This is a genomic window from Hydrogenophaga sp. R2, assembly GCF_049843595.1.
In the GTDB taxonomy this organism is placed as follows: domain Bacteria; phylum Pseudomonadota; class Gammaproteobacteria; order Burkholderiales; family Burkholderiaceae_C; genus Hydrogenophaga.
In genome coordinates, this window is the sequence record NZ_JBBHZN010000002.1 from 470,188 (window position 1) to 493,707 (window position 23,520).

At 69.4% G+C, this 23,520-nt stretch carries 22 protein-coding genes; 12 read left to right on the forward strand and 10 right to left on the reverse strand.

The annotated features are described in order from the left end of the window. Positions 1-19: 19 nt before the first annotated feature. Positions 20-673, reverse strand: a complete 654-nt coding sequence (locus tag WD026_RS10780; protein WP_425723653.1) for a glutathione S-transferase family protein — start codon at positions 671-673, stop codon at positions 20-22. 140 nt (positions 674-813) lie between these two features. Between WD026_RS10780 and WD026_RS10785 the strand changes: the two genes are divergently transcribed. Beyond that, a complete protein-coding gene (locus tag WD026_RS10785; RefSeq protein ID WP_425723654.1) occupies positions 814-1,761 on the forward strand; it encodes a LysR family transcriptional regulator in 948 nt (315 codons plus the stop codon). Here the strand turns inward: WD026_RS10785 and WD026_RS10790 are convergent. Both WD026_RS10790 and WD026_RS10795 read right to left on the reverse strand, forming a co-directional pair. Continuing rightward, the gene (locus WD026_RS10790) at positions 1,725-3,710 is read right to left on the reverse strand and encodes an alkaline phosphatase D family protein (RefSeq protein WP_425723655.1); all 1,986 of its coding nucleotides are present in this window, start codon (positions 3,708-3,710) and stop codon (positions 1,725-1,727) included. The genes WD026_RS10785 and WD026_RS10790 overlap by 37 nt on opposite strands. A gap of 38 nt (positions 3,711-3,748) precedes the next feature. Beyond that, positions 3,749-4,981 carry a helix-turn-helix domain-containing protein gene (locus WD026_RS10795; RefSeq protein WP_425723656.1) on the reverse strand — a complete coding sequence of 411 codons (1,233 nt, stop codon included), beginning with the start codon at positions 4,979-4,981 and terminating at the stop codon, positions 3,749-3,751. 120 nt (positions 4,982-5,101) lie between these two features. On the opposite strand from WD026_RS10795, the gene WD026_RS10800 reads away from it, so the two are divergent. From WD026_RS10800 to WD026_RS10810, 3 genes are read left to right on the forward strand one after another with little or no spacing between them, the layout of a single operon-like run. Continuing rightward, the gene (locus WD026_RS10800) at positions 5,102-6,772 is read left to right on the forward strand and encodes a PQQ-dependent dehydrogenase, methanol/ethanol family (RefSeq protein ID WP_425723657.1); all 1,671 of its coding nucleotides are present in this window, start codon (positions 5,102-5,104) and stop codon (positions 6,770-6,772) included. A gap of 16 nt (positions 6,773-6,788) precedes the next feature. Next, a complete protein-coding gene (locus WD026_RS10805) occupies positions 6,789-7,139 on the forward strand; it encodes a c-type cytochrome (RefSeq protein ID WP_425723658.1) in 351 nt (116 codons plus the stop codon). A 1-nt stretch (position 7,140) separates the two neighbouring features. Then, positions 7,141-8,082, forward strand: a complete 942-nt coding sequence (locus WD026_RS10810; RefSeq protein ID WP_425723659.1) for a substrate-binding periplasmic protein — start codon at positions 7,141-7,143, stop codon at positions 8,080-8,082. Between the two features lie 22 nt (positions 8,083-8,104). Here the strand turns inward: WD026_RS10810 and WD026_RS10815 are convergent, their stop codons facing one another. Next, complete coding sequence (locus WD026_RS10815) at positions 8,105-8,497, reverse strand: ATP synthase (RefSeq protein WP_425723660.1); 393 nt, start codon at positions 8,495-8,497, stop codon at positions 8,105-8,107. Between the two features lie 100 nt (positions 8,498-8,597). Then, the gene (locus WD026_RS10820; protein ID WP_425723661.1) at positions 8,598-9,299 is read right to left on the reverse strand and encodes a response regulator; all 702 of its coding nucleotides are present in this window, start codon (positions 9,297-9,299) and stop codon (positions 8,598-8,600) included. A 204-nt stretch (positions 9,300-9,503) separates the two neighbouring features. On the opposite strand from WD026_RS10820, the gene WD026_RS10825 reads away from it, so the two are divergent. Further along, a complete protein-coding gene (locus WD026_RS10825; RefSeq protein ID WP_425723662.1) occupies positions 9,504-11,456 on the forward strand; it encodes an ATP-binding protein in 1,953 nt (650 codons plus the stop codon). On the opposite strand, the gene WD026_RS10830 is transcribed toward WD026_RS10825, so the two are convergent. The 4 genes from WD026_RS10830 to WD026_RS10845 form a co-directional block, all read right to left on the reverse strand. Then, a complete protein-coding gene (locus WD026_RS10830; RefSeq protein WP_425723663.1) occupies positions 11,438-12,115 on the reverse strand; it encodes a response regulator in 678 nt (225 codons plus the stop codon). The two genes, WD026_RS10825 and WD026_RS10830, sit on opposite strands and share 19 nt — an antisense overlap. A 139-nt stretch (positions 12,116-12,254) precedes the next feature. Then, positions 12,255-13,457, reverse strand: coding sequence for a 3-oxoadipyl-CoA thiolase (gene pcaF, locus WD026_RS10835; protein WP_425723664.1), 1,203 nt, complete (start codon positions 13,455-13,457; stop codon positions 12,255-12,257). Between the two features lie 36 nt (positions 13,458-13,493). Further along, positions 13,494-14,144, reverse strand: a complete 651-nt coding sequence (locus WD026_RS10840) for a 3-oxoacid CoA-transferase subunit B (protein ID WP_425723665.1) — start codon at positions 14,142-14,144, stop codon at positions 13,494-13,496. Then, a complete protein-coding gene (locus tag WD026_RS10845; RefSeq protein ID WP_425723666.1) occupies positions 14,141-14,857 on the reverse strand; it encodes a 3-oxoacid CoA-transferase subunit A in 717 nt (238 codons plus the stop codon). Before WD026_RS10845 ends, WD026_RS10840 begins: the two co-directional genes overlap by 4 nt. 68 nt (positions 14,858-14,925) lie before the next feature. Here WD026_RS10845 and WD026_RS10850 point away from each other — a divergent pair, with 68 nt between their 5' ends. From WD026_RS10850 to WD026_RS10865, 4 genes are all read left to right on the forward strand, one after another. Then, the gene (locus tag WD026_RS10850) at positions 14,926-15,744 is read left to right on the forward strand and encodes an IclR family transcriptional regulator (RefSeq protein WP_425723667.1); all 819 of its coding nucleotides are present in this window, start codon (positions 14,926-14,928) and stop codon (positions 15,742-15,744) included. Positions 15,745-15,783: 39 nt separating this feature from the next. Continuing rightward, the gene (locus WD026_RS10855) at positions 15,784-15,981 is read left to right on the forward strand and encodes a hypothetical protein (RefSeq protein ID WP_425723668.1); all 198 of its coding nucleotides are present in this window, start codon (positions 15,784-15,786) and stop codon (positions 15,979-15,981) included. A 126-nt stretch (positions 15,982-16,107) separates the two neighbouring features. Next, on the forward strand, positions 16,108-17,382 hold the full coding sequence (locus WD026_RS10860) for a glycerophosphodiester phosphodiesterase family protein (RefSeq protein WP_425723669.1): 1,275 nt from the start codon (positions 16,108-16,110) through the stop codon (positions 17,380-17,382). 76 nt (positions 17,383-17,458) lie between these two features. After that, on the forward strand, positions 17,459-18,280 hold the full coding sequence (locus WD026_RS10865; protein WP_425723670.1) for an alpha/beta fold hydrolase: 822 nt from the start codon (positions 17,459-17,461) through the stop codon (positions 18,278-18,280). Here the strand turns inward: WD026_RS10865 and WD026_RS10870 are convergent, their stop codons facing one another. Continuing rightward, positions 18,281-19,216 carry an AraC family transcriptional regulator gene (locus WD026_RS10870; RefSeq protein WP_425723671.1) on the reverse strand — a complete coding sequence of 312 codons (936 nt, stop codon included), beginning with the start codon at positions 19,214-19,216 and terminating at the stop codon, positions 18,281-18,283. Between the two features lie 151 nt (positions 19,217-19,367). Between WD026_RS10870 and WD026_RS10875 the strand changes: the two genes are divergently transcribed. From WD026_RS10875 to WD026_RS10885, 3 genes are read left to right on the forward strand one after another with little or no spacing between them, the layout of a single operon-like run. Next, positions 19,368-19,838: a (2Fe-2S)-binding protein gene (locus WD026_RS10875; RefSeq protein WP_425723672.1), complete on the forward strand. Its 471-nt coding sequence runs from the start codon at positions 19,368-19,370 to the stop codon at positions 19,836-19,838. 13 nt (positions 19,839-19,851) lie between these two features. Then, positions 19,852-22,086 carry a molybdopterin cofactor-binding domain-containing protein gene (locus WD026_RS10880; RefSeq protein ID WP_425723673.1) on the forward strand — a complete coding sequence of 745 codons (2,235 nt, stop codon included), beginning with the start codon at positions 19,852-19,854 and terminating at the stop codon, positions 22,084-22,086. Between the two features lie 25 nt (positions 22,087-22,111). Next, positions 22,112-23,452, forward strand: coding sequence for an NAD(P)H-dependent oxidoreductase (locus tag WD026_RS10885; RefSeq protein ID WP_425723674.1), 1,341 nt, complete (start codon positions 22,112-22,114; stop codon positions 23,450-23,452). Positions 23,453-23,520 lie beyond the last annotated feature (68 nt).

Sequence of the window (23,520 nt, forward strand, 5' to 3'; positions counted from 1 at the left end):
ATCAAGGCACAGGAAAAAGTCAGGCGGCCTGCTGGGCGCGCTGGGTGGTGAAGCCTTCGCCGACCCAGGTCTTGTCCCAGCTGGGCAGGCGTTCGACGCTCTCGAACAGCCAGCGGCGCAGGTGGGGGTGCGGGTCCAGCGGCAGGCGCTGCCAGCCGTGCAGGTGCATGGGCGAGGCCAGCGCGATGTCGGCGATGGTGGGGCGGTCGGAGGCGATCCACTGGCGGCCGTTCAGGCGCGCATCCAGGATGCCGGCGAGCTTGTGGAACTGGGCGTCCTGCGCGGCCAGCATGGCCGGGTCGGCGGCACCGCCCAGCAAGGGCTTCACGCAGTTCTCCACCAGGTACACGTAGCAGCTCGGGAACCAGCTGGACGATTCCCACAGCAGCCAGCGGTTGATGTCGGCGCGGGTCTTGAGGTCGGTCGGGTAGGCCGAGGCCGCGCCGTTCTTGTCGGCTGCGTACTGCAGGATGGCGTTGGATTCCCACAGCACGAGGTCACCGTCGACCATGGCCGGGATCGACTGGTTGGGGTTGATGGCCGTGTAGGCATCGCCCTTCTGTTCGCCCTTGAAGTAGTCCACATGGTGGAGCTCGTAGGGCGCCCCCATCAGGTCCAGGCCTGCGAGCACCTTGCGGCAGTTGACCGTGATCGGGTCGGCGTAGATCTTCATGCTGTTTGTCTCCGTAGGTTGGTCTGCTGTCAGGGCGGTCTGTGCCACCGGTTGGGGAGTCTAGGGATGGACACCCCCGGGCGCATCTGCTCGAATGCGAACGCTTTGTGTCCGATCCGGAAACAATCCCCGCCACCGCCATGACCATTTCCCGCGACATGCTGGCCACCTTCCTGCAGGTGGTCGACGGCCTGAGCGTCAGCCACGCGGCCGACGAACTGGGCGTGGGCAAGAGCGTGGTCAGCAAGCGGGTGGCCCAGCTCGAAGAGGCGCTGGGCGCCACCCTGTTCGCGCGCAGCACCCGGCGCATCGTGCTCACCCCGGCCGGCGAGGTGTACGCCGCCCACGCGCGGCGGGCCCTGGCCGAGCTGCGGGCCGGCGAGGAAGAGGTGCGCGCCCTGCGCTCGGAAATGAGCGGGCGCATCCGGCTGACCGCTCCGGTGTCCTGGGGCCAGCGGGTGCTGGCCAAGCGGCTGCCCTGCTTCCTGAAGGAATACCCGGGCATCGAGATCGACCTGCAGCTGGCCGACCGCATCATGGACCTGGCGTTCGAGCGCATCGACATCGCGCTGCGCTGGTCCACCGCGCCGGCGCCCGAGTTCGTCTGCACCCCGGTGGCCCGCATCGACTGGGTGCTGGCCGCCACGCCGGCCTACCTGCTGGACGCCGGCACGCCCGCCTCACCCCAGGACCTGCGGCACCACACCTGCCTGGCCTACTGGCGCGAGTCGTCCGACGAGGCCTGGCGACTGGCGCGGGCCGACGCGCCGGGCGAGGAAGTGCAGGTGCGGGTGAGCAGCCGTTACCACGTGGACAACCCCGAGGCCGTGGTGGACGCGGCCCTGGCCGGCCTGGGCATTGCCATGATGCCCAGCTACCTGTGCCAGGACGCGCTGGACGACGGCCGCCTGCGGCCGGTGCTGCCGGACTGGGTGCCGCACACCAAGTTCGGCACCCTCATCACCGCACTCACCACACCCGACCGCCTGCGCGTGGGCCGTAACCGCGCCCTGCTGGGCTACCTGCGGCAGGACCTGCAGCGCGATCCCGCTCAATCCCAGCGGGCCTCGGCTTCCCTGGGCACGTAGGCCACGTCGCGGCCGTCGGCCAGCAGGCTGCGGATGCGCCAGGGCCGACCGTGTTCGTCCAGTTCCACCAGGCCCACGCCGCTGGCGTCCAGCAGCCGGCGGCCATGCGGCAGCCCCTCGGGCTTGCGTGGCACCACCCGCAGGTGGCGCCGGCGGGTGAACCAGTTCAGCGGCGATCGCGGCGAGTACAGCCAGCGGTTGCCATGGTCCAGCACCGCCAGCAGACCGCCGGGGAAGGTGTTGCGCAGGCCGCTGCTGCAGATCTGCCAGATGTCCGGGCTGCGGGCCCCGGTGCGCAGCCGGGTGCGGCGGCGCAGCTTGACGTCGTACACGAACGAGTAGTGCACATCGCCCGAGAGCACCACGAAGTGCTGCGGCGTGCGCGGGTGGCGGAAGATGTTGAGGATGGCACTGGCCGCCCCGGGGTGGCCCATCCAGTTCTCGGCGTCCACCACCAGCGGGCTGCCGGCCCAGCTGAAGAGGTGCTGCAGCGTCTCGATCAGCTTGACGCCGAAGATGGGCGCCGACGACACCAGCAGCACCGCCTCGCGGTCCAGCAGGGTCTGCTGCAGGTCGGTGAGCGATTCCCAGTCGAGCAGGCCCGAGGGCTGGCGCGAGGACAGGTCGGAGCGCCAGCGGTGGGTGCGGCTGTCCAGCACCACCAGGGCCGGCTCGGTGGGCCACACGTAGTGCCACTGGTGGAAGTGCAGCAGGTGGGTGATGGCGGCATCGTGATCGTCCGAGCCGGGCTGCTGCAGGGCGCGTTCCAGGTGCGGCAGCGCCTCCTTGAAGGCTTCGGGGCGGTTGCCCCAGCCCTGGTGCAGCAGGTAGCCCAGCAGCGCATTGCCGATGACCCGGCGCGAGAACGGATGGCCGTAGGCCACGGTCTCCCACTCGGCGCTCAGGTTCCAGTCGTCGGTGATGTCGTGGTCGTCGAAGATCATGGCCACCGGCAGGTGGGCCATGGCCCGCCGCACCGCCGGCAGCCCTTGCACGAAATCGGCCAGGGCGGCGGCCTCGCGCTCGTAGCGCTGCGCCTGCTTCGGCGCCAGGCCCGGCGGCGGCGACAGGTCCAGCCCCTGCCAGGGCAGCGGCGACCACACCAGCAGGTACATGCACAGCACCTCGGACAAGGAGATCAGGTGGTTGTGCGCGTTGTCGGTGGTGAACACGGGTTTGGCCACGCCGCCGAACAGGATGTCCTTCAGCCCGGACTTGACCGCCTGCTTGGGCAGCAGCTGCTCGCGCCGGTAGTAGCCCATGGGGTGCTCCACCAGCGCATGGGCGGTGGCCGGGCCGTCGGGGCCCACGCCGGGCAGTGCTTCGTCGGGCAGGCCCAGTTGCCGGGCGAGCTGGTGGATGGCGCGCAGCAACGGGCCGGCCACGTCGTCGGCGTAGATCTGGTCGCCGCTGAGCACCAGCGCGCTGGGCCAGGCGGTGGTGGTCTCGCCGGCCAGCAGGCGCTGCAGCAGGCGGTCGGCCTCGGCCAGGCCGTCGCCGGCACCTTCCCCGTGGGCAGCGCGGTGGTGCGGCTTGCGGCAGGAGCCGTGCAGCAGCGAGGCCACACGCGGTTCCCAGCGCAGCCCGGGGCTGGCGTGGCCGGGATAGCACAGGGCGGGGTCGGCGGCCAGCAGGTCGCGCCAGCCTTCGGGCGCGGCAGGGTCGGACACCTCCAGCGTGTAGGCGGTCCAGGCGCCGGGCACCAGAGGCTCGGGCAGCTCGGCGTCGATCAGGTGGTGGAACAGGCGGGCGCCGGCCTGCAGGGTGTGCGGGGTCGATCCCGGCACCACGTGGCCGTTCAGCCGCAGCCGCAGCGACACCGGTTCGCTGGTGGCCAGCCACAGCACCAGCCGGTGCGCCTGCACGCGGCGCAGCACCGGACCGGCCAGCAGCAGCGGAAGGGATGGGGGGCGGGAGGCAGCGGCACCGTGCATATTGCAGCGCAGCATACCCAGGCCCGGCGCGTGGCGCGGCGGCCGCCCGCCAATCAGGCCGGCGGGTGAGGGTCTTGTCCGTCGTTCGGGCGACGCAGGTGGCGGTAGAGCAGGCCGCGCGACACACCCAGTTCGCGCGCGGTGCGGGCCACATTGCCGCCGTTGCGCGCCAGGGTGGTGTCGATCAGGCGGCGGTTGGCATCGGCCAGCGAGGCCGGTGAAGATTCCGCCGCATCAGCGGCATCGGCGACAGCGGCGGCGGGTTCGTCCGCCACCGGCGCCACCGGCCGCGACAGTGCCACGGTGTGGCGCACGTCCTGGCCTTCACGCCACTGCACACGCGCGCGCAGCCAGATGCCCAGGCCGTTGGGCAGGCGCAGCACCCCCGGGCTGGCCTGCAGCCCCAGGTCGAGCAGGGCATTGGGCGCGGTGCCGAACACCGCCTCGGCCACCTCCGGCGGTCCGTCTGCACCCCCGATGGCCGAACCCACGGGGTACCGGCCCAGCAGGCGCCGGCCTGCGGTGTTGATCCACACCACACGGCCCTCGCCGTCCAGCGCGGCCAGCCCCTGCAACGGGGTGTCCAGCAGGCCGGGGGTGGTCTGGAACTGCAGCACCACATGCTCGCGCGACTGGGCCTGCAGCAGCCGGTTCTCGATGGAGGTGGCGAACACGCCCACCACCGAGGCGGCGTCGAAACCGAACGGACTTCCTTCGGTCGACACGTCGAGCACGCCGGCCAGACGGCGGTGCACATCGAAGATCGGCGCGGCCGCGCAGTGCACGCCCTGGAACACCTCGTAGTAGTGCTCGCCGGCCGACACGCAGCAGGCCTGCCCGGTGCGCACCACGATGCCCGGCGCGGTGGTGCCCACCCGGTCTTCCGACAGGCGCACGCCGGTGCGACCGGCCACGTCCAGCATGTGCTGGTCGGGGGCGAACGGCATGTCGGTGGCGTGCACCACCACGCCGGTGGCATTGGTCAGCAGCACGCGGCAGCCGGTGCCGGCCAGCGAGGCCTCCAGCTGCGACAGCTCCTGCCCGGCGGCCAGCAGCAGGTCGCGGTTGCGCTGGCGCACCGCCGACAAGGCGCTGGCGCTCACCGGGTCCACGGCGGCGCGCCGGTGCGGCTGGTGCCCCAGCGACTGGCAGCGCGACCAGCTCTGGATGACCGCCTCGCTGACCAGGCCGGTGGGGCGCCCGGACTCCTCGAAGAAGCGCTGGCGGGCCAGGGCCGCGCGCTGTTCGGCGGTCTGGAAGAAGGGGCTGCCGGTGGACAAGGACATCTGCCAAGCCTGTTCCGAAGCAGAACACTTCGACCACCGGGAAAACCCGGGCATGCGCCGCAGGCCGCGACTTTCCAGAATGCGCATGGACCCCATTCCCACAAGACGAGGAGACCACCCATGAAACACCGCCTCATCGGCAGCCTGGCGCTGGCCGCTGTCACCTTCGCCGGCCTGCCCGCACAGGCCCAGACCCTGGACGACCTCAAGGCCGATCACGCCACGTCCAAGGACGTGCTGACCTACGGCATGGGCTACAACAACCAGCGCTACAGCGCGCTCAAGCAGATCAACACCGGCAACGCGGCCAAGCTGCGCCCGGTCTGGGCCTACAGCCTGAACAACCCGCAGAGCCAGGAGTCGCAGCCCATCGTGCACAACGGCGTGATGTACGTGACCACGCACAACACCACGGTGGCCATCAACCCGGTGACCGGCAAGCAGATCTGGAAGCAGGAGATCGAGCTGCCGCAGGACGTGTTCAAGATGGCCTGCTGCGGCATCCTGAACCGCGGCGCCGCCATCTACGACGGCAAGCTGTTCCGCTCCACGCTGGACGCGCACGTGATCGCGCTGGACGCCAAGACCGGCAAGCAGCTCTGGAAGAGCAAGGCCGCCGACTACCAGAACGGCCAGGCCATGACCAGCGCGCCCCTGATCGCCAACGGCGTGGTGCTCACCGGCATTGCCGGCGGCGAGTACGGCACGCGCGGCTTCATCGACGGCTGGGACCCGGCCACCGGCAAGCAGCTCTGGCGCTTCTACACCACCGCCGCCCCCGACCAGAAAGGCGGCGACACCTGGCCCGGCGACACCTACCAGAAAGGCGGCGCCCCCACCTGGCTGACCGGCGCCTACGACCCCGAGCTCGACCTGGTGTACTGGGGCACCGGCAATGGCGGCCCGTGGAACCCCAACGCCCGCAAGGGTGACAACCTCTACATCGCCTCGGTCGTGGCCATCCGGCCCAAGACCGGCGAGCTGGTCTGGCACTACCAGTTCAGCCCCAACGATCCCTACGACTACGACGCCACCGAAGTGGGCATGCTGGTCGACATGAAGATCGCCGGCAAGCAGCGCAAGGTGCTGGCCCAGGCCAACCGCAACGGCTTCTTCTATGTGCTGGACCGTGCCAACGGCGAACTGCTGGCGGCCAACCCCTACGTGAAGGTCAACTGGGCCGAGCGCATCGACCTCAAGACCGGCCGCCCGGTGCTGACCGAGACCGACCGCAAGGCCCGCGCCGGCGAGGACGTGGAGATCTTCCCCAGCGTGCTGGGCGGCAAGAACTGGACGCCCATGTCGTGGAACCCGGCCACCGGCCTGGCCTATGCCAACACCCTCAACATCAGCTGGCCCTACCAGCTGGCCAAGCCCGAGTACAAGAAGGGCGAGTGGTACCTGGGCGTGAACTTCCGCGGCGTGAACATGCCCAAGAACGAGCCGCACGGCTACCTGTCGGCCATCGACCCCATGACCGGCAAGAGCAAGTGGCAGATGGCCTGGCCCGGCCAGCCCAGCATGGCCGGCACCCTGTCCACCGCCGGCAACCTGGTGTTCACCGGTGCCGCCACCGGCGAATTCATGGCGGTGGATGCCCGCAACGGCAAGAAGCTCTACGAGTTCCAGACCGGCAGCGGCATCATCGGTCTGCCGGTGACCTTCGAGGTCAATGGCAAGCAGTACGTGAGCATCGTCTCGGGCGCCGGCGGCGTCTGGGCCCTGCTGGGCGACGAGCGCATGAGCCAGGTGCCGGCCGGCGGCTCGGTCTGGACCTTTGCACTGGACTGAACCCGACCACCCTGCCATGACACTGCGAATGCTTCTGGTGTGTGTGGCGGCCCTGAGCGGGGCCGCCCATGCACAGTCCTCCCCTTCACCGTCCTCGGCCCCGACCGCCCCCATCACCATGGAGGCGGTCGAGAAAGGCCGCGAGCAGTACCACCGCACCTGCGCCCAGTGCCACGGCCGCAACATGGTCAACTCCGGCACCACGGTGTATGACCTGCGCAAGTTCCCCACCGACCAGCACGAGCGCTTCGTCACCTCGGTGATGCAGGGCAAGGGGAACATGCCGTCGTTCAAGGGCGCCATCGACGACGCGGCGCTGCAGGTGCTGTGGGCCTATGTGGTCACGCGCGGCGGCAAGGAGCTCTGACATGCGACGTCTGCCTGCGCTGGCTGCTGCGCTGTCGCTGGTCCTGCCGGGGCCGGCGGCCGCCCAGTCCCCGGCGGCCACGTCGGCCAGCCCGGCGCTCACCGTGTGCGTGAGCGAGGACAACGCGCCGCTGTCCACCCTGCGGCGCGGCCAGGTGGAGGGCTTCGACGTGCTGGTGGCCCGCGCCGTGGCGGCCGAGCTCGGGCGCGAGCTCAGGCTGGTGCCCTTCGAGCCGGAGATCGAGAAGGAAAGCCTGCTGACCCACGAGGTCAATGCGCTGCTGTCGGCGGGCGTGTGCGATCTGGCCAGCGGCTTCCCGCTGCTCAAGAGCGACCTGGGCGCCCCGACCCGCGAGCGCTTCAAGACCGCCGACCACCCCGGCGCCAAACGCAAGCGCGACCGGCCCTACATCACCCTGGGCACCCTGGTGCCCAGCCAGCCCTACCTGGGCAGTGCCCTGCAGGTGGTGCAGCGCAGCGGCCTGCCGCCGGCGCAGACGCTGGCCGGGCTGCGCGGGCAGAAGGTGGCGGCCGTGGCCGGCACGCTGGAAGGCACCCTGGTGGCCATGCACGGCGGTGGCGCCTTGTCCGGGCAGATGGTGTCCCTGGGGCAGCGCGAAGACCTCTGGGCTGCGCTGCAGCAAGGCCGCATCGACGCGGCCCTGGTGCCCAGCACCACGGTGGACGCCTGGCGGCGCCGGCATGCCCAGGGCGGCACCTTGCCGCTGCAGCTGGGCACGCCCCGCGCCCTGGGTGTCAACTTCGGCTTTGTGGCCCTGGCCCCGCGCCAGGACATGCTGGATGCGGTCAACCGCGTCGTGACCCGCAGCCGCGCCAGCGGCGAGCTGCAGCGCTGGGCCACCGAGAGCGGGCTGAGCTGGCAGGCGCCCACCGAACCGGCGGTGGTGGACAGCCTGAAGCTGGACGACTGGCTCGCGCCCTGAATCCCGGGGTTCATCGCCGGGTTCAGCGGCCCAGGTCCATCAGCGACTCGACCGCCTCGTCGAAGCCGCTGATCTCGTGCATGTCCTGCCGCAGGAACTGCAGGATGGCCTCGCGCCGGTCGATGGCGATGTCGGTGGCGGGATCGCTGCCACGCTCGTACTCGCCCACCTTGAGCAGCAGCTCCACGTCGCGGTAACGGGCCAGCAGTTCACGCACCCGCCCCGCCGCCAGCCGGTGCTCGCGCGGCACCAGGGCATGCATCACGCGCGAGGCGGAGGCCAGCACGTCGATGGCCGGGTAGTGGTTGGCCTCGGCGAGCGCGCGCGACAGGATGATGTGGCCGTCCAGGATGGAGCGGGTTTCGTCGGCCACCGGCTCGGTCATGTCGTCGCCCTCCACCAGGACCGTGTACACCGGCCTGATGAAGGCCCTGCTGCAGAAGATGAGTTGAGCCCATGCTGGCCGGCAACGACGTCCGCGCCCCTCGGGACCGCCGACCACCCGATCAGACAGGTCACATGACCTGCTGCAGGCGGGTGCGCCATCCCATGCGTTCGGCGGCCGCGATCGCCTCGGTGCGACTGTTGACCCGCAGTGCTGAAAAGATGCTGGCCAGATGACTCTTGACCGTACCCATGGCCATGTTGAGGTCGCGACAGATCTGCTTGTTGCTTTTGCCCTCCAGCAGTTCCCGCAAGACATCCATCTGTCGTTGTGTGAGGGCAGGAACATCGGACCGGGAGACATAGCCGGTGAACACCGCCGGCTCGGGTCGGACCGCCTGACCGGTCGACAAGGCCTCCAGCGGAACGTAGATGCCACCTTGCAGCACGAAGCGCAGCGCCTGGACCAGCGCTCGGCTGTCGGTCAGTTTCGGGATGAAGCCCAAGGCCCCCTTGCGCAGGGTGGCCTGGACGGTATGGGTGTCGCAGGTGGCCGAAATGACCACCACACGTGAAGCCGGACAGGCTTCGATGAAGGCGTCGAGGGTCTGACCCGAATAGCTGCCCGGCATGGACAAGTCCAGCAGAACCAGATCGATGTCGTCATGGCACCGGTACAGATCGACCGCCGGACGCAGCGAACTGGCCTCCAACACGATGGCCAGCGGGTCCAGGCGGGCAAGCATCAGCTTCAACCCTTCACGGATCAGCTGATGGTCGTCAATGACAAGCACTTTGAGAGGCTGACCCTCGATCAGGCGTTCAGGAAGCATGGCGGCCACCGAGGCGGGCGTCGCCTCAAGTCCAGTGTGTTCGTCATCGGTCCTGTGATCCGACATTCTCACCGAAATATTACCTTTGTATTATTTATTGTTGAAATACCAATGTAGATTGTAGATTATCGAATTAATTTATCACTTCTGATCGCTGGATGATTTCAGGCGACCAGCAGCTGCAACGCCACGATGCCCAATTCCATGTCGCACGCGGAATCGATCCCGATGGACGGTGATGATCCTGTCCCGCCCGAACTGCTGGTGGTCAGCAACAGCCGTCAGCAGATCGTCGCGGTGGAACACCTGCTGCCGTCACACAAGTGGCGGTTGAGGCCGGCTTACAGCCTCGATCAGGCGCTGGACCTCATGAAGGAGCGGGCGCCCCGGATCGTTCTGATCGATCGCAGTCACTGTGCGAGCGGGGCTGGCGGTTTGCGCGACTGGCTGGAGGGTGTCTCCGCGATCCTGCCGGTCATCATGGTGGTTCAGGAGACCGACACCGACGACGACGCTTGGCTCATGGGCATCGGCATTTTTCGCACCGTGAGGGCGGTCGATCTGGACGGGCCGATGCTGCTCGACCTGCTGGATGCAGCGGTCGAGTGGGCGGATCGAACCGGTCGGCGGAGACCCTCCTTGCAGACGGGCCCTCTGCTGATGGCGTGGCAAACGGACGGACGGGTGCTGGAGGTGTCGCCGCGGCTGGCCGAATCGCTGGGCTGGCCCGCCTCGGCGCTGACGGGCCGCCCGCTCGACGAGCTGGTGGCGCCGGCGTCCATGGCCTTGCGCGACCGATGGTCCGAGGGTGGCAGCCAGCGGCTGCAGCTGATCCGACGCAACGGCTCGCGATGGCCGGTGAGCGTGGTGCGGCAACCGATGATCGGCAAAGACGGACAGGTCCAGCGGGTGATCGGCGTGTTCACCGACATCACCCGATCCAGCCGACTCGATCAATGGGCCCAGCGCCGGGCTCAGCTGGTGGCGCAGAAGCTCAAGGCCGAACGGGCCAACCAGTCCAAATCGCGGTTCATGGCTGCCATCAGCCACGATCTGAGACAGCCGATGCATGCCATGGGCCTGTTCGTGGAGGAGCTCCGCCGACCGCTTGATCCGTCCAGAGCCGCCGGCATCCTGGAACACATGGCGCAGTCACTGGCGTCGATGGAGTCCTTGCTGGACTCGGTGCTCGCCCTGTCGCGACTGGAGTCGGCCCAGATGACACCCAACCTGCAGGTGTTCGATCTGGAGCCGATCATGAGCCGGTTGCGGCTGAACTACCGGGCGGCGGCCCGTGCCAAGGGGCTGCGGTTCGGCGTGGGCTCGAGCGATGCCGTGGTGATGAGCGACCCGGCCTTGCTGGAGAGGATGCTCTCCAACCTGGTGGTCAATGCGGTGCAGTACACCGAGCAAGGCGGTGTGCTCCTGACCTGCAGACGCCGGGGTGGCGTTCTGCGTCTGCAGGTATGGGACACCGGTGCCGGAATACCGCCGGAGAAACAGGACGCGGTGTTTCGCGAGTTCTACCGGATCGAACGCGACAACGACAGCCGCAAGGGGGTCGGTCTCGGTCTGGCCATCGTGCGCAGCTGCGCCAGCATGCTGGGCCTGCAGATCGGGCTGCGTTCCGAGGTGGGCCGGGGCACGTGTTTCACCATCGAGGTCCCCCTGCCCAGTGACACTCCCGGTCCGGCGCCTGAACCGGAGGTGCCGTCGGCCGTGGCGGCGATGGAGCCACTGGCCCTGTTTTCCCGGTCATTGTCGAACCGCCGCGTGATGGTCGAAACGGATGCACAGGGCTGGGTGTGGCTGGGACCACTGCTCAGCGGCTGGGGATGCGATGTGGTCACGAATGTGCGCGCACCCCAGCAAGGCAGCGGCTGCCCGCTCGGGCTCTGGGCACCGGATGTGGCCATCGTGACCGCGGCACCCGCCCAGACCTCCAGGGTGTGGGAGTTCATGGAGAACCTGCGCCACACGACACGCCCTGACCTGCCGGTCGTCCTCATCACCGCCGACACCTCGCTGCTGACGGCGCGGGAAGCACGGCTGCAGCAGGTGGTGACGCTCAATCCACCGATCGCCCCCGCCCGGCTGCATGGCATCCTGGCCAGCGTGGGGCAGACGTCGGAGCAGGCTCAGGTCGTACGGTCCTGACGCTCGTTGAGCTGGATGATCAGCCGGGTCATCTCGCCGCAAGCGTCTTCGATGTTGGCCAGGGAGGCTGTCAGTCGCTGTGGATCGGGCTGGGCACCTCCAGCCCGGAGGGTGTCGATGTCTTCCAGGATGCTGGCCACGCGGTCCAGCAGCATGGAGGCCAGACCGCTGGGAGCAGGGTGTCCGTCGACTGCGTCGGCCGCCGCAGCCGGCGTGGGCTCGGGCGGGACCGGCTGTGCTGCCGCGGACGGGGGTTCCTGCGTGGCAGGCCCGGCACCGAGCAGCCGCTGCACCGTGGCCTTGAGCAGATCGCGGTCGATGGGCTTGACCATGAACTCGGACACGCCGAGCTCCTGCGCGTGTTCACGGATCTGGGGCGCCGAGTGACCGGTGATCATGATCACCGGGGTATGGGCCATGCGCGGGTCCTGGCGCATGCGCTCGATGATCTCGAAGCCGGAGATGTCCGGCATGTCGGCATCGGTGAGCACCAGGTCCTGGGGATCTTCGGCCAGCACGCGCAGGGCGTCCTCGCCGCGCACCGCAAAGCGCAACATCCCCATGCCGAGCAGCGTGCGCGCCAGCACATGCACGATGCTGGGCTCGTCGTCGATGATGAGGATCTTGAAGGGCGGGCGGTTCGGGTCGACTGGATTCATGGCAGGCAGCGGGCAGACCCGGAAGCATAAGCCTACCCGGCTGGGTATGCATGCCGGCCACACGATCCGGACGCGCCGGCGTGAGAAAGTGCGTACCGAAGACCTCACCCTGCCCCGCCGGCGTGGTGCCGGCCCGACGTCAGACCCGTTCGATCACCAGCGCAATGCCCTGTCCCACGCCGATGCACATGGTGCACAGCGCATAGCGCCCGCCGGTGGCGTGCAGCCGGTTGACGGCCGTGGTGACCAGCCGCGCACCGCTGGCGCCCAGCGGATGGCCCAGGGCGATGGCACCGCCCCAGGCGTTCACGCGTTCGTCGTCATCCGGCAGCCCCAGCAGGCGCAGCACCGCCAGGCCCTGGGCCGCAAAGGCTTCGTTGAGTTCGATCACATCCATCTGCGCCAGGCTCAGGCCGGTCTGCGCCATGAGCTTCTGCGTGGCCGGTGCCGGGCCGATGCCCATCACACGGGGCGCCACGCCGGCCGTGGCCATGCCCACCACGCGGGCCTTGGGGGTCAGGCCGTTCCTGGCGGCGCTGGCTTCGTCAGCCAGCAGCAGGGCGCAGGCGCCGTCGTTCACGCCGCTGGCGTTGCCGGCGGTCACGGTGCCGTCGGGGCGCACCACGCCCTTGAGTTTGGCCAGGGACTCCAGGCTGGTCTCGCGCGGGTGCTCGTCGGCACTCACCACCACCGGGTCGCCCTTCTTCTGCGCAATGCTCACCGGCACGATCTCGCGCGCCAGGTGGCCGGCCTTCTGGGCCGCCACGGCCTTCATCTGGCTGGCCAGGGCCATGCGGTCCTGGGCCTCGCGCTCGATGCCGTGGTCGGTGGCCACGTTCTCGGCGGTCTCGGGCATGGAGTCCACGCCGTACTTCTCCTTCATCAGCTTGTTGATGAAGCGCCAGCCGATGGTGGTGTCGTACACCGCGTTGCTGCGGCTGAAGGCCGATTCGGCCTTGGGCATGACGAAGGGCGCGCGGCTCATGCTCTCCACGCCGCCGGCGATCATGAGGCCGGCCTCGCCGGCGCGGATGGCACGGGCCGCCGTGCCCACCGCGTCCAGACCGGAGCCGCACAGGCGGTTGATGGTGGCGCCCGGCACGTCGATGGGCAGGCCGGCCAGCAGGCTGGCCATGTGGGCCACGTTGCGGTTGTCCTCGCCGGCCTGGTTGGCGCAGCCATACAGCACGTCGGTGACGGCCGCCCAGTCGACGCCGGGGTTGCGTTCCATGAGCGCCTTGATGGGGATGGCGCCCAGGTCGTCGGTACGCACGCTGGACAGGGCGCCGCCGTAACGGCCGAAGGGGGTGCGGATGGCGTCGCAGATGAAGGCTTGGGTCATGGGGTCTCCGGAATGAAGGGAAAGCGGGGGATGGGATCAGCCGATGATGGGCAGGCCGACCAGTTGTTCGAGTTCCGCGCGGGACAGGCCGTCCACCGTGTCGATCAGCCGCAGGCCTTCGGGCGTGCAGGCCAGCGTGGCCAGGTCGGTGTAGATGCGCTTGACGCAGCCGATGCCGGTGAGCGGGTAGGTGCAGGCCGACACCACCTTGCTCTGGCCCTGGCGGGTCAGCAGGTCCATCATGACCCAGGTCTGGCGGGCGCCGGTGGCCAGGTCCATGGCACCGCCCACGGCCGGAATGCTGCCCGCTTCGCCGGTGCTCCAGTTGGCCAGGTCGCCGGTGGCCGAGACCTGGAAGGCCCCCAGCACGCAGATGTCCAGGTGGCCGCCGCGCATCATGGCGAAGCTGTCGGCATGGTGGAAGAACACCCCGCCCGGCAGCAGCGTGACCGGCTGCTTGCCGGCGTTGATGAGGTCGTAGTCCTCTGCGCCGGCGGCCGGCGCCGGGCCCACGCCCAGGATGCCGTTCTCGCTGTGCAGCACCACCTCGCGGCCGGCCGGGATGTGGTTGGCCACCAGCGTGGGCTGGCCAATGCCCAGGTTGACGTACGCGCCGTCCGGAATGTCCTGCGCCACGCGGCGGGCCAGCTCGTCCTTGCTGCGGCGCTGGTAAGGGGTGGAGCTCATGCGGCCTCCTTCAGGCCACCGGCCCGGGTGGCGGTGCGGGGCACCTGCACCACCGATGTGACGTGGATGCCGGGGGTGATGACGGCCTCCGGATCGAGCGCGCCGAGTTCGACCACCTCGAACACGCTGGCCACGGTGCGGCGCGCAGCCGTGGCCATGACCGGGCCGAAGTTGCGCGCGGCCTTGCGGTAGGTCAGGTTGCCCCAGCGATCGCCGCGCTCGGCCCGGATGAGGGCCACATCGCCATGGATCGGGTACTCCAGCACATACGGCCGCCCGTTGATGACGCGGGTTTCCTTCGGCGTGCCGTCGGGGTTTTTTGCCAGCTCGGTGCCGTAGCCGGTGGGCGTGAAGAAGGCGCCGATGCCGGCCCCGGCGGCGCGCAGCCGCTCGGCCAGGTTGCCCTGGGGCACCAGCTCCAGCTCGATGCGGCCGCTGCGGTAGAGGCCGTCGAACACGTGGCTGTCGGCCTGGCGCGGAAAGCTGCAGATGACCTTGCGCACCCGGCCGGTGGCCAGCAGCGCGGCCAGACCGTGGTCGCCATTGCCGGCGTTGTTGTTGACCACGGTGAGGTCGCGCGCACCCTGGGCGATCAGGCCGTCGATGAGCTCGTCGGGGATGCCGGCGGTGCCGAAGCCGCCGATGAGCACCGTGGCGCCATCGGGAATGCCGGCCAGCGCCGCCTCGACGGACGGGGCAATCTTGTTGATCAAGGGCTGTCTCCGTTTATTCTAATATCGAACAAGTGTTCGTCATTTGAATTTTACGCCGGAGTTGCTGCATGGCCCAGACCGCCGCCCGATCCGCCGATGCCCCCGTGCCGGGCGATGGCTATGTGCAGTCGTTCGCGCGCGGGCTGGGCGTGATCCGCTCGTTCAGCGCCGAGGCGCCCGAACAGACTCTCAGCAGCGTGGCCGAGCGCAGCGGCCTGACCCGCGCCGGCGCACGGCGCATCCTGCTCACGCTGCAGACGCTGGGCTATGTGGAGAGCGATGGCAAGCTGTTCCGCCTCACGCCGCGCATCCTGGAGCTGGGCATGGCCTACCTGTCGTCCATGCCGCTGTGGCACCTGGCCGGGCCGGTGATGGAGCGGCTGTCGGAGCAGCTGGGCGAGTCGTGTTCGGCCGCCGTGCTGGACGGCACCGACATCGTCTATGTGATGCGGGTGCACACCCACCAGATCCTGTCGGTCAACCTCGGCGTGGGCTCGCGCCTGCCGGCGTTCTGCACCTCCATGGGCCGGGTGCTGCTGGCCGGGCTGGACGACGGCAGCGTGCGCGAGCGCCTGAACGCCAGCGAGCGCCAGCCCCGCACCCGCCACACCCTGACCGACGTACCCGCCCTGATGACCGAAGTGCACAAGGCGCGCCGGCAAGGCTGGGCGCTGGTGGACCAGGAGCTGGAGGACGGACTGATCTCCATGGCCGTGGCGGTGCGGGATGCCTCGGGCCGCGCGGTGGCCGCCCTCAACGTGTCGGGCCATGCCAGCCGCCACAGCGCCACCCAGATGCGCCGGCTCATGCTGCCGGCCCTGCAGGCAGCGGCCATGGACATTTCGCAGCTGCTGCAGGGTCAAGTCCGGCGGGGTGACGGCCGATAGTGCAGGCATGTACCGCGAATGCCCACTCAGGAGCACCACATGATCTGGGGTCACACCGAACAGCCTGCGCAGGGCCTGCCGACCGAGCCGTCGCGCACGGCCCGCAATCCGCTGCTGCTGTTCGAACCCCGGCCGGCCGATCCCTGTCACTTCGCCGTGCGCGAACTGGCACCGCAGTGGCAGCGCCACATCGAGCGCCTGCAGGTGCGCAACGACGACATCCGGGTCCGCCACTGAAGCCGGGCGGCTGACACCCAACTGCCACGGAGCTGCCACAGCACTTCCATACGGCGCTTCCAGCATGGATGCGCGGGCCTTGCCTGCGCCACACCCCAACAGCCCTTTGCACCTGAGGAGGTATCCATGCGATTGATTCTTGCCGCCCTGGCCGCGCTGACGCTCGGCACCAGCGCCATGGCCAATGGCCCGCGCGACCACCACCGCCACGACCGCGACCTGCGCGGCATCGACCGCCCGACCCACGTCGAGCTGGGTCCCCGTCCCTTCTTCCTGGCCGACGACATGGCCGAGAGCCCGCTCAAGCAGCAGCTCCAGCAGTGCGCCCGCAACGGCCGCTTCAAGCCCAGCGACTTCTCCATCGGCCACCGCGGTGCCCCGCTGCAGTTCCCGGAGCACACGGTGGAGTCGTACACCGCTGCAGCCCGCATGGGTGCCGGCATCGTGGAATGTGATGTGGCATTCACCCAGGACAAGGAACTGGTCTGCCGCCACGCGCAGAACGACCTGCACACCACCACCAACATCCTGGCCACGCCCCTGGCCGCCAAGTGCACCACCCCGTTCACGCCGGCCACCTTCGGCCCGGATGGCCAGCTGGTCAAGCCGGCCACGGCCGAGTGCCGCACCAGCGACATCACCCTGGCCGAGTTCAAGACGCTGCGCGGCAAGATGGACGCCTTCAACCCGCGCGCCCGCAACGTGCAGGAGTACCTGGGCGGCACCGCCAACTGGCGCACCGACCTGTATGCCGGCCCCACCAGCGGCACGCTGCTGACCCACAAGGAAAGCATCGCGCTGTTCCAGAAGCTGGGCGTGAAGATGACCCCGGAACTCAAGAGCCCGGTGGTGGACATGCCCTTCAACGGCTTCACCCAGGAGGCCTATGCCCAGAAGCTGATCGACGAATACCGCCAGGCCGGCGTGCACCCCAGCCGCGTGTGGCCGCAGTCGTTCGACCAGCGTGACGTGCTGTACTGGGTCCGCAACACGCCCGACTTCGGTCGCCAGGCCGTGTTCCTGGACGATGCCAACACCAACGCCGACCTGCCCACCGCCCAGCAGCTGCGTGAGTACAAGGCCCAGGGCATCCGCATCGTGGCCCCGCCCATCTTTGCCCTGCTGAGCACCGACGGCAACGGCCGCATCGTGCCCTCGGCCTATGCCCGCAACGCGCGCGCCGCCGGCCTGGACATCATCACCTGGACGCTGGAGCGCTCCGGCATCCTGGCCGATGGCAACAACGGCTTCTACTTCCAGAACGTCGACAGCGCCATCCAGCGCGAAGGCGATGTGTACCGCGTGCTCGACGTGCTGGCCAAGGACATCGGCGTGCTCGGCGTGTTCTCGGACTGGCCGGCCACCACCACCTTCTACGCCAACTGCGCCAACCAGCGTTGATGCACCAGCGTTGATGCGTTCGGCGGCGTCGCCATAATGGTCCCACCGGCCGCAGATGCCGGACAGGAGACACACCATGCGACGCCGCCAGTTCCATGCGGTCATCTCTGCGCTCACGGGTTCTGCCCTGGGCGCTTTCGCTTGTCCGGGTCTGGCCCAGCCGGCAGGGCCGAAGATCGGCGTGCTGCTGCTGCACGGCAAGAACCCCGGCAGCAACCAGGACCCGAGCATGACCGGTCTGCAGGCAGCATTCGGGGGAGCGGGCTGGAAGGTGCTGTTCCCCGACATGCCCTGGTCGCGCAACCGCTACCTGGAAGGCGACTGGGACCAGGCCATGCTGGAAATCGCCAGCCATGTGAAAGCGCTGCAGGACCAGGGCGCCGAACGCATCGTGCTGGCCGGTCACAGCATGGGCGTGCCGGCCTCGCTGAGCTTCGCCGCCCGCGGCGGCACGGTGCACGCCCTGGTGCTGCTGGCCCCGGGCCATGTGCCGCGGGGCTACTACACGGTGCCGGCCCTCAAGCCCGTGCGTGAGAGCATCGACGAGGCGCGGGCGCTGGTGGCGGCCGGCAAGGGCGACAGCGTGGAGCGCTTCACCGACATCAACCAGGGGCGGCGCATCCCGGTGGCGACCACGGCGCGCAAGTACCTCACCTGGTTCGACCCCGAGTCGGACGCCGACATGGGTGTCACCGCGCCCCGCGTGCCGGCCAGCGTGCCGGTGTTCACCGCCATCGGTGAATCGGACCCGCTGTTCAAGGGCGTGCGCGGCTATTTCGTCGACAAGCTGCCCGCCAACCCACGCTCGCAGTTCGTGGAAGTGGGCGGCGGCCACCTGGACACACCGGGCAACGTGCGCGAGAAACTGATGACCTGGATACCCGCCGCCGTGGCCTGATCAGGCCGCCAGCGGCTCGGCCACCGAGCGCAGGCCCGCCACATCGCGCGAGGGCGGCACGCCGAACAGACGCCGGTATTCGCGGCTGAACTGCGACGGGCTTTCGTAGCCCACGCGAAAGGCCGCGGTGGAGGCGTCCAGCCGCTGCGACAGCATCAGCCGGCGCGCCTCGTTCAGGCGCAGTTGCTTCTGGTACTGCAGCGGCGTCATGGCCGTGAGCTGCTTGAAGTGGTGGTGGAAGGTGGACAGGCCCATGCCGGCCTCGCGGGCGAGTTCTTCCACCCGCAGGGGCTGATGGAACTGCGCATTGATGCGGGCGATGGCGCGCGCGACCTGGTGGCTCTGCGTGTCCACCGTGGCGATCTGCCGCAGCCGGGCACCGGCCTCGCCGGTGAGCAGGCGGTAGTGGATCTCGCGCTGGATCAGGGGCGCGAGGGCACCCATGTCCTCAGGGTGGTCCAGCAGCTCCAGCAGGCGGTCGAAGGCCTGCAGCAGCGGCAGCGACAAGGCACCGGTGGTCATGGCGCGGCTGTCGGGCAGCACGGTCCTGCGGCCGGGCGGTGGCGCCGGCACTTCCAGCATGAGCGAGGCCAGTTCGCGCCAGTCCAGCCGCAGGGCCAGGCCCAGGTAGGGGCGTTCGGGCGAGGCTTCGAGCACCGCCGTGCGCACCGGCAGGTCCATGGAGGCGATCAGGTAACGGTCCTCGCCGTAGAGCAGCGTCTCGTCGCCCAGCAGCACGCGCTTGCGGCCCTGCACGATGAGGGCCACGCAGGGCTCGTACACCGCGCAGTTGTCCAGCAGCGCGTCGTCCTGGCGGATCAGCATGAGGCCGGGCAGCTCCGGCGGGCGCAGCAGCTGGCCGGGACCGGCGCGGCGCAGGATGCGCCGGGCCAGAGAGGATCGGGCATCACGGAGGGCATCGGCTGGGACGTTCATGGCGGCGGACATCGGCTGGGGTGACGCGGATGCTACCGACGCTCGCACGATCCTGCAGTATGGTCACAGGATTGGGCAAACATCGCGCAGGTTCAGGCTACCGCCCCCGCCGTCGGGCACCCGACACTGCCGACCTCATTCAGGAGCAACCATGACCACTCTGAACGTCAACGGCCGCAGCCAGCAGGTCGACATCGATCCCTCCACCCCGGTGCTCTGGGCCCTGCGCGACACGCTGGGTCTGACCGGCACCAAGTTCGGCTGCGGCGCGGCCCTGTGCGGCGCCTGCACGGTGCATGTGGATGGCCAGGCCATCCGCTCGTGCGTCACCCCGATCGCCAGCGTCGAGGGCCGCAAGATCACCACCATCGAATCGGTCACCAGCGACGACCCGGTGGGCCGCGCGGTGCGCGACGCCTGGATCAAGCACGACGTGGCCCAGTGCGGCTACTGCCAGAGCGGCCAGATCATGAGCGCCACCGCGTTCCTGAAGTCGCTGCCCAAGGGCCGGAAACCCAGCGAAGCCGACATCGACGCCGCCATGGCCGGCAACGTGTGCCGCTGCGGCACCTATGCCCGCATCCGCGCCGCCGTGGCCGATGCCGCCAAGGCCCTGGCCTGAAGGAGACACCACCATGCTCAACGCCTCCCTGCACGAACTCCCCCCGGGCCTGCAGCACCTGCTGGCCCGCAACGCCGACGCGCCCGTGGCCGAGCTGCCGCGCCGCAGCTTTCTCAAGATGACCGTGGCCAGCGGCTTTGCCCTCGGCCTGTTCCCGCTGGCCGCGCAGAGCCAGAACGCCCCGGCACCCGCCGGCCTCAAGCCGGTGCAGCAGCCCGGCGCCTTCGTGGCCATCGCACCGGACGGCACCGTGACCATCACCGTTAACCGGCTGGAGTTCGGCCAGGGCATCCAGACCGCCCTGCCCATGATCCTGGCCGACGAGATGGATGCCGACTGGTCGCGCGTGCGCAGCCAGCTGGGCACCAACGACGTGGCCTACGCCGACCCGCTGTGGGGCCTGCACCTCACCGGCGGATCGAACTCCATCAAGAACAGCTTCACCCAGTACCGTGAGCTGGGCGCCCGCACCCGCGCCATGCTGGTGCAGGCCGCCGCCACCCGCTGGGGCGTGGACGCGGCCAGCCTGCGCACCCAGGCCGGTGTGGTCATCGGCCCCGGCGGCCGGCGCGCCGGCTACGGTGAACTGGCCCAGGCCGCCATGGCCCTGCCGGTGCCGACCCAGGTCACGCTCAAGGACCCGAAGCAGTTCCGCCTGATCGGCCAGCCCACCGGCCGGCTGGACGCCGCGGCCAAGAGCAGCGGCCGCCAGAACTTCGGCATCGACATGGCCCGCCCGGGTCAGCTCACCGCCGTGGTGGCACGGCCGCCGGTGTTCGGTGCGCGCCTGAAGTCGGTGGACGACGCCGCCGCGCGTGCCGTCAAGGGCGTGAAGGCGGTGCTGCGTGTGCCGCTGGACCGGGGTGCCGAGGGCATCGCCATCGTGGCCGACGGCTACTGGCCGGCCCGCACCGCGCGCGAGGCGCTCAAGCTCGAATGGGACACCAGCCAGGTCGAGAAGGTCGACAGCCAGCGCCAGCTGGCCCAGTACCGCGAACTGGCCAGACAGCCGGGCGCGAAGCATTTCGACGCCGACATGGCACCGCTGGCCCAGGCACCGAAGACCATCGAGGCCGAGTTCGTGTTCCCCTACCTGGCCCATGCGCCCATGGAACCGCTGAACTGCACGGTGGATTTCGACGGCAAGGCCGCCACCCTGTGGATGGGCTCGCAGATGCCCGGTCTGGACGGCATGGCCGCCGCCGGCGCGCTGGGCCTCAAGCCCGAGCAGGTGAAGGTGCAGGTGCAGTCGGCCGGCGGTGGTTTCGGCCGCCGCGCCATTCCCACCAGCGACTATGTGGTGGAGGCCTGCGGCATCGCCAAGGCGGCCCTGGCTGCCGGGGTGCGTGCACCCATCCGCACCGTCTGGAGCCGTGAGGACGACATCAAGGGCGGCTACTACCGCCCCATGCACCTGCACACCGCCCGCATCGGCTTTGACGCCAGCGGCCAGGTGCTGGCCTGGGACCATGTGATCGTGGGCCAGTCCATCGTCACCGGCAGCCCCTTTGAATCGGGCATGGTGAAGAACGGCGTGGACGCCACGGCCGTGGAAGGCATGCGCGCGCCCTACCCGCTGCCCATGCGCCTGACGGTGCACCACCCCAAGGTGAACGTGCCGGTGCTGTGGTGGCGCAGCGTGGGCAGCACACACACCGCCTTCGTCATGGAAACGCTGATCGACCAGATCGCCCGCGAGACCAACCAGGACCCGGTGGCCTACCGGCTCAAGATGTTCGGCAGCCAGCACCCGCGCCACACCGCCGCCCTGCAGCTGGTAGTGGAGAAGAGCGGATACGGCAAGAAGGCGCTGCCGGCCGGCCGCGCCTGGGGCGTGGCGGTGCACGAATCGTTCGAGTCGGTGGTGGCCTTCGTGGTCGAGGCGTCGATGAAAGACGGCCAGCCGGTGCTGCACCAGGTCACGGCCGGGGTGCACTGCAACCGGGTGATCAACCCGCGCACGGTGGAAGCGCAGGTGCAGGGCGGCGCCCTGATGGGCCTGGGCATGTGCCTGCCGGGTGCCGCCATCACGCTGAAGGACGGTGTGGTGGAGCAGCAGAACTTCGGCGACTACAACGTGGCGCGCATCACCGACATGCCGCAGATCAGCGTGCACACCGTGCCCAGCGCCGATCCGCCCACCGGCATGGGCGAGCCAGGCCTGCCGCCGCTGGCGCCGGCCTTCGCCAATGCCCTGGCCCGCCTCACCGGCAAGCCGCTGCGCGAGCTGCCGTTCCCGCGCGCCTGACCTTGTCTCCACAACACGAAAGACCATGAACCTGTACGCCCGCCTCCAGCAGCGCGCCGCCGCCGGCCAGCCCCTTCGCGTGGGCATGATCGGCGCCGGCAAGTTCGGCTCCATGTACCTGTCGCAGGTACCGCGCACCCCCGGCATCCACCTGGTGGGCATTGCCGATCTGTCCCCCGACCGCGCACGGGCTGCGCTGCGCAACGTGGGCTGGAAGGACGAGGCGTTTGGCGCCCGCACGCTGGACGAGGCGGCCCGCCTGGGCAACACGGCCATCATCGACGACAACATGGCGCTGATCGCCTCGCCGCATGTGGACATCGTCATCGACTCCACCGGCAACCCGGCGGTGGGCATTGCCCATGTGCTGGCCTGCTGCGAGCACCGCAAGCACATCGTCATGGTCAATGTGGAGGCCGACGCGCTGGCCGGCCCGCTGCTCAAGCGGCGGGCCGACGAGGCCGGCATCGTCTACTCGCTGGCCTATGGCGACCAGCCGGCGCTCATCTGCGAGATGGTCGACTGGGCACGGGCGGCGGGCTTCGGTGTGGTGGCGGCCGGCAAGGGCACCAAGTACCTGCCGACCTACCACGAGAGCACGCCCGAAACCGTGTGGAACCACTACGGCCTGACCGCCGAGGACGCGGCCCGGGGCGGCATGAACGCCCAGATGTTCAACAGCTTCCTGGACGGCACCAAGAGCGCCATCGAGATGGCGGCCGTGGCCAACGCCACCGGCCTGGCCGCGCCCAGCGGGCTGAAGTTCCCGGCCGTGGGCGTGGACGATCTGGCCCGCATTCTCAAGCCGCGCGAGCACGGCGGCATCCTGGACCAGCGCGGTCAGGTGGAGGTGATCTCCAGCGTCGAGCGCGACACCCGCCCGGTGTTCCGCGATCTGCGCTGGGGCGTGTATGTCACCTTCGCGGCGGACAGCGAATACGTGGCCCGCTGCTTCAAGGAATACGGCCTCGTCACCGACCCCAGCGGCCAGTACTCGAGCATGTACAAGCCGTTCCACCTGATCGGCCTGGAGCTGGGCATCACGGTGGCGTCCATCGGCATCCGCGGCGAATCCACCGGCGCGCCCATCTGCTGGCATGGCGACGTGGTGGCCACGGCCAAGCGCGACCTGAAGGTCGGCGAGGTGCTCGACGGCGAAGGCGGCTACACGGTGTACGGCAAGCTGCTGCCCACCAGCGAATCGCTGGCCCTGGGCGGCCTGCCGCTGGGTCTGGCGCATGGCGTGAAGCTGCTGCGCCCGGTGCCGGCCGGTCAGGCGGTGAGCTGGAACGATGTGGCCTTCGATGCCAACGCCACGGCGGTGCGGTTCCGGCGCGAGATGGAAAAGGCGTTCACCCCGGCCTGACTTCGTCCTGGAACAGCCACCGGGTGCGGACCCCAGTGATATTCTGGCGCGCCTTTCACCACCTCCGC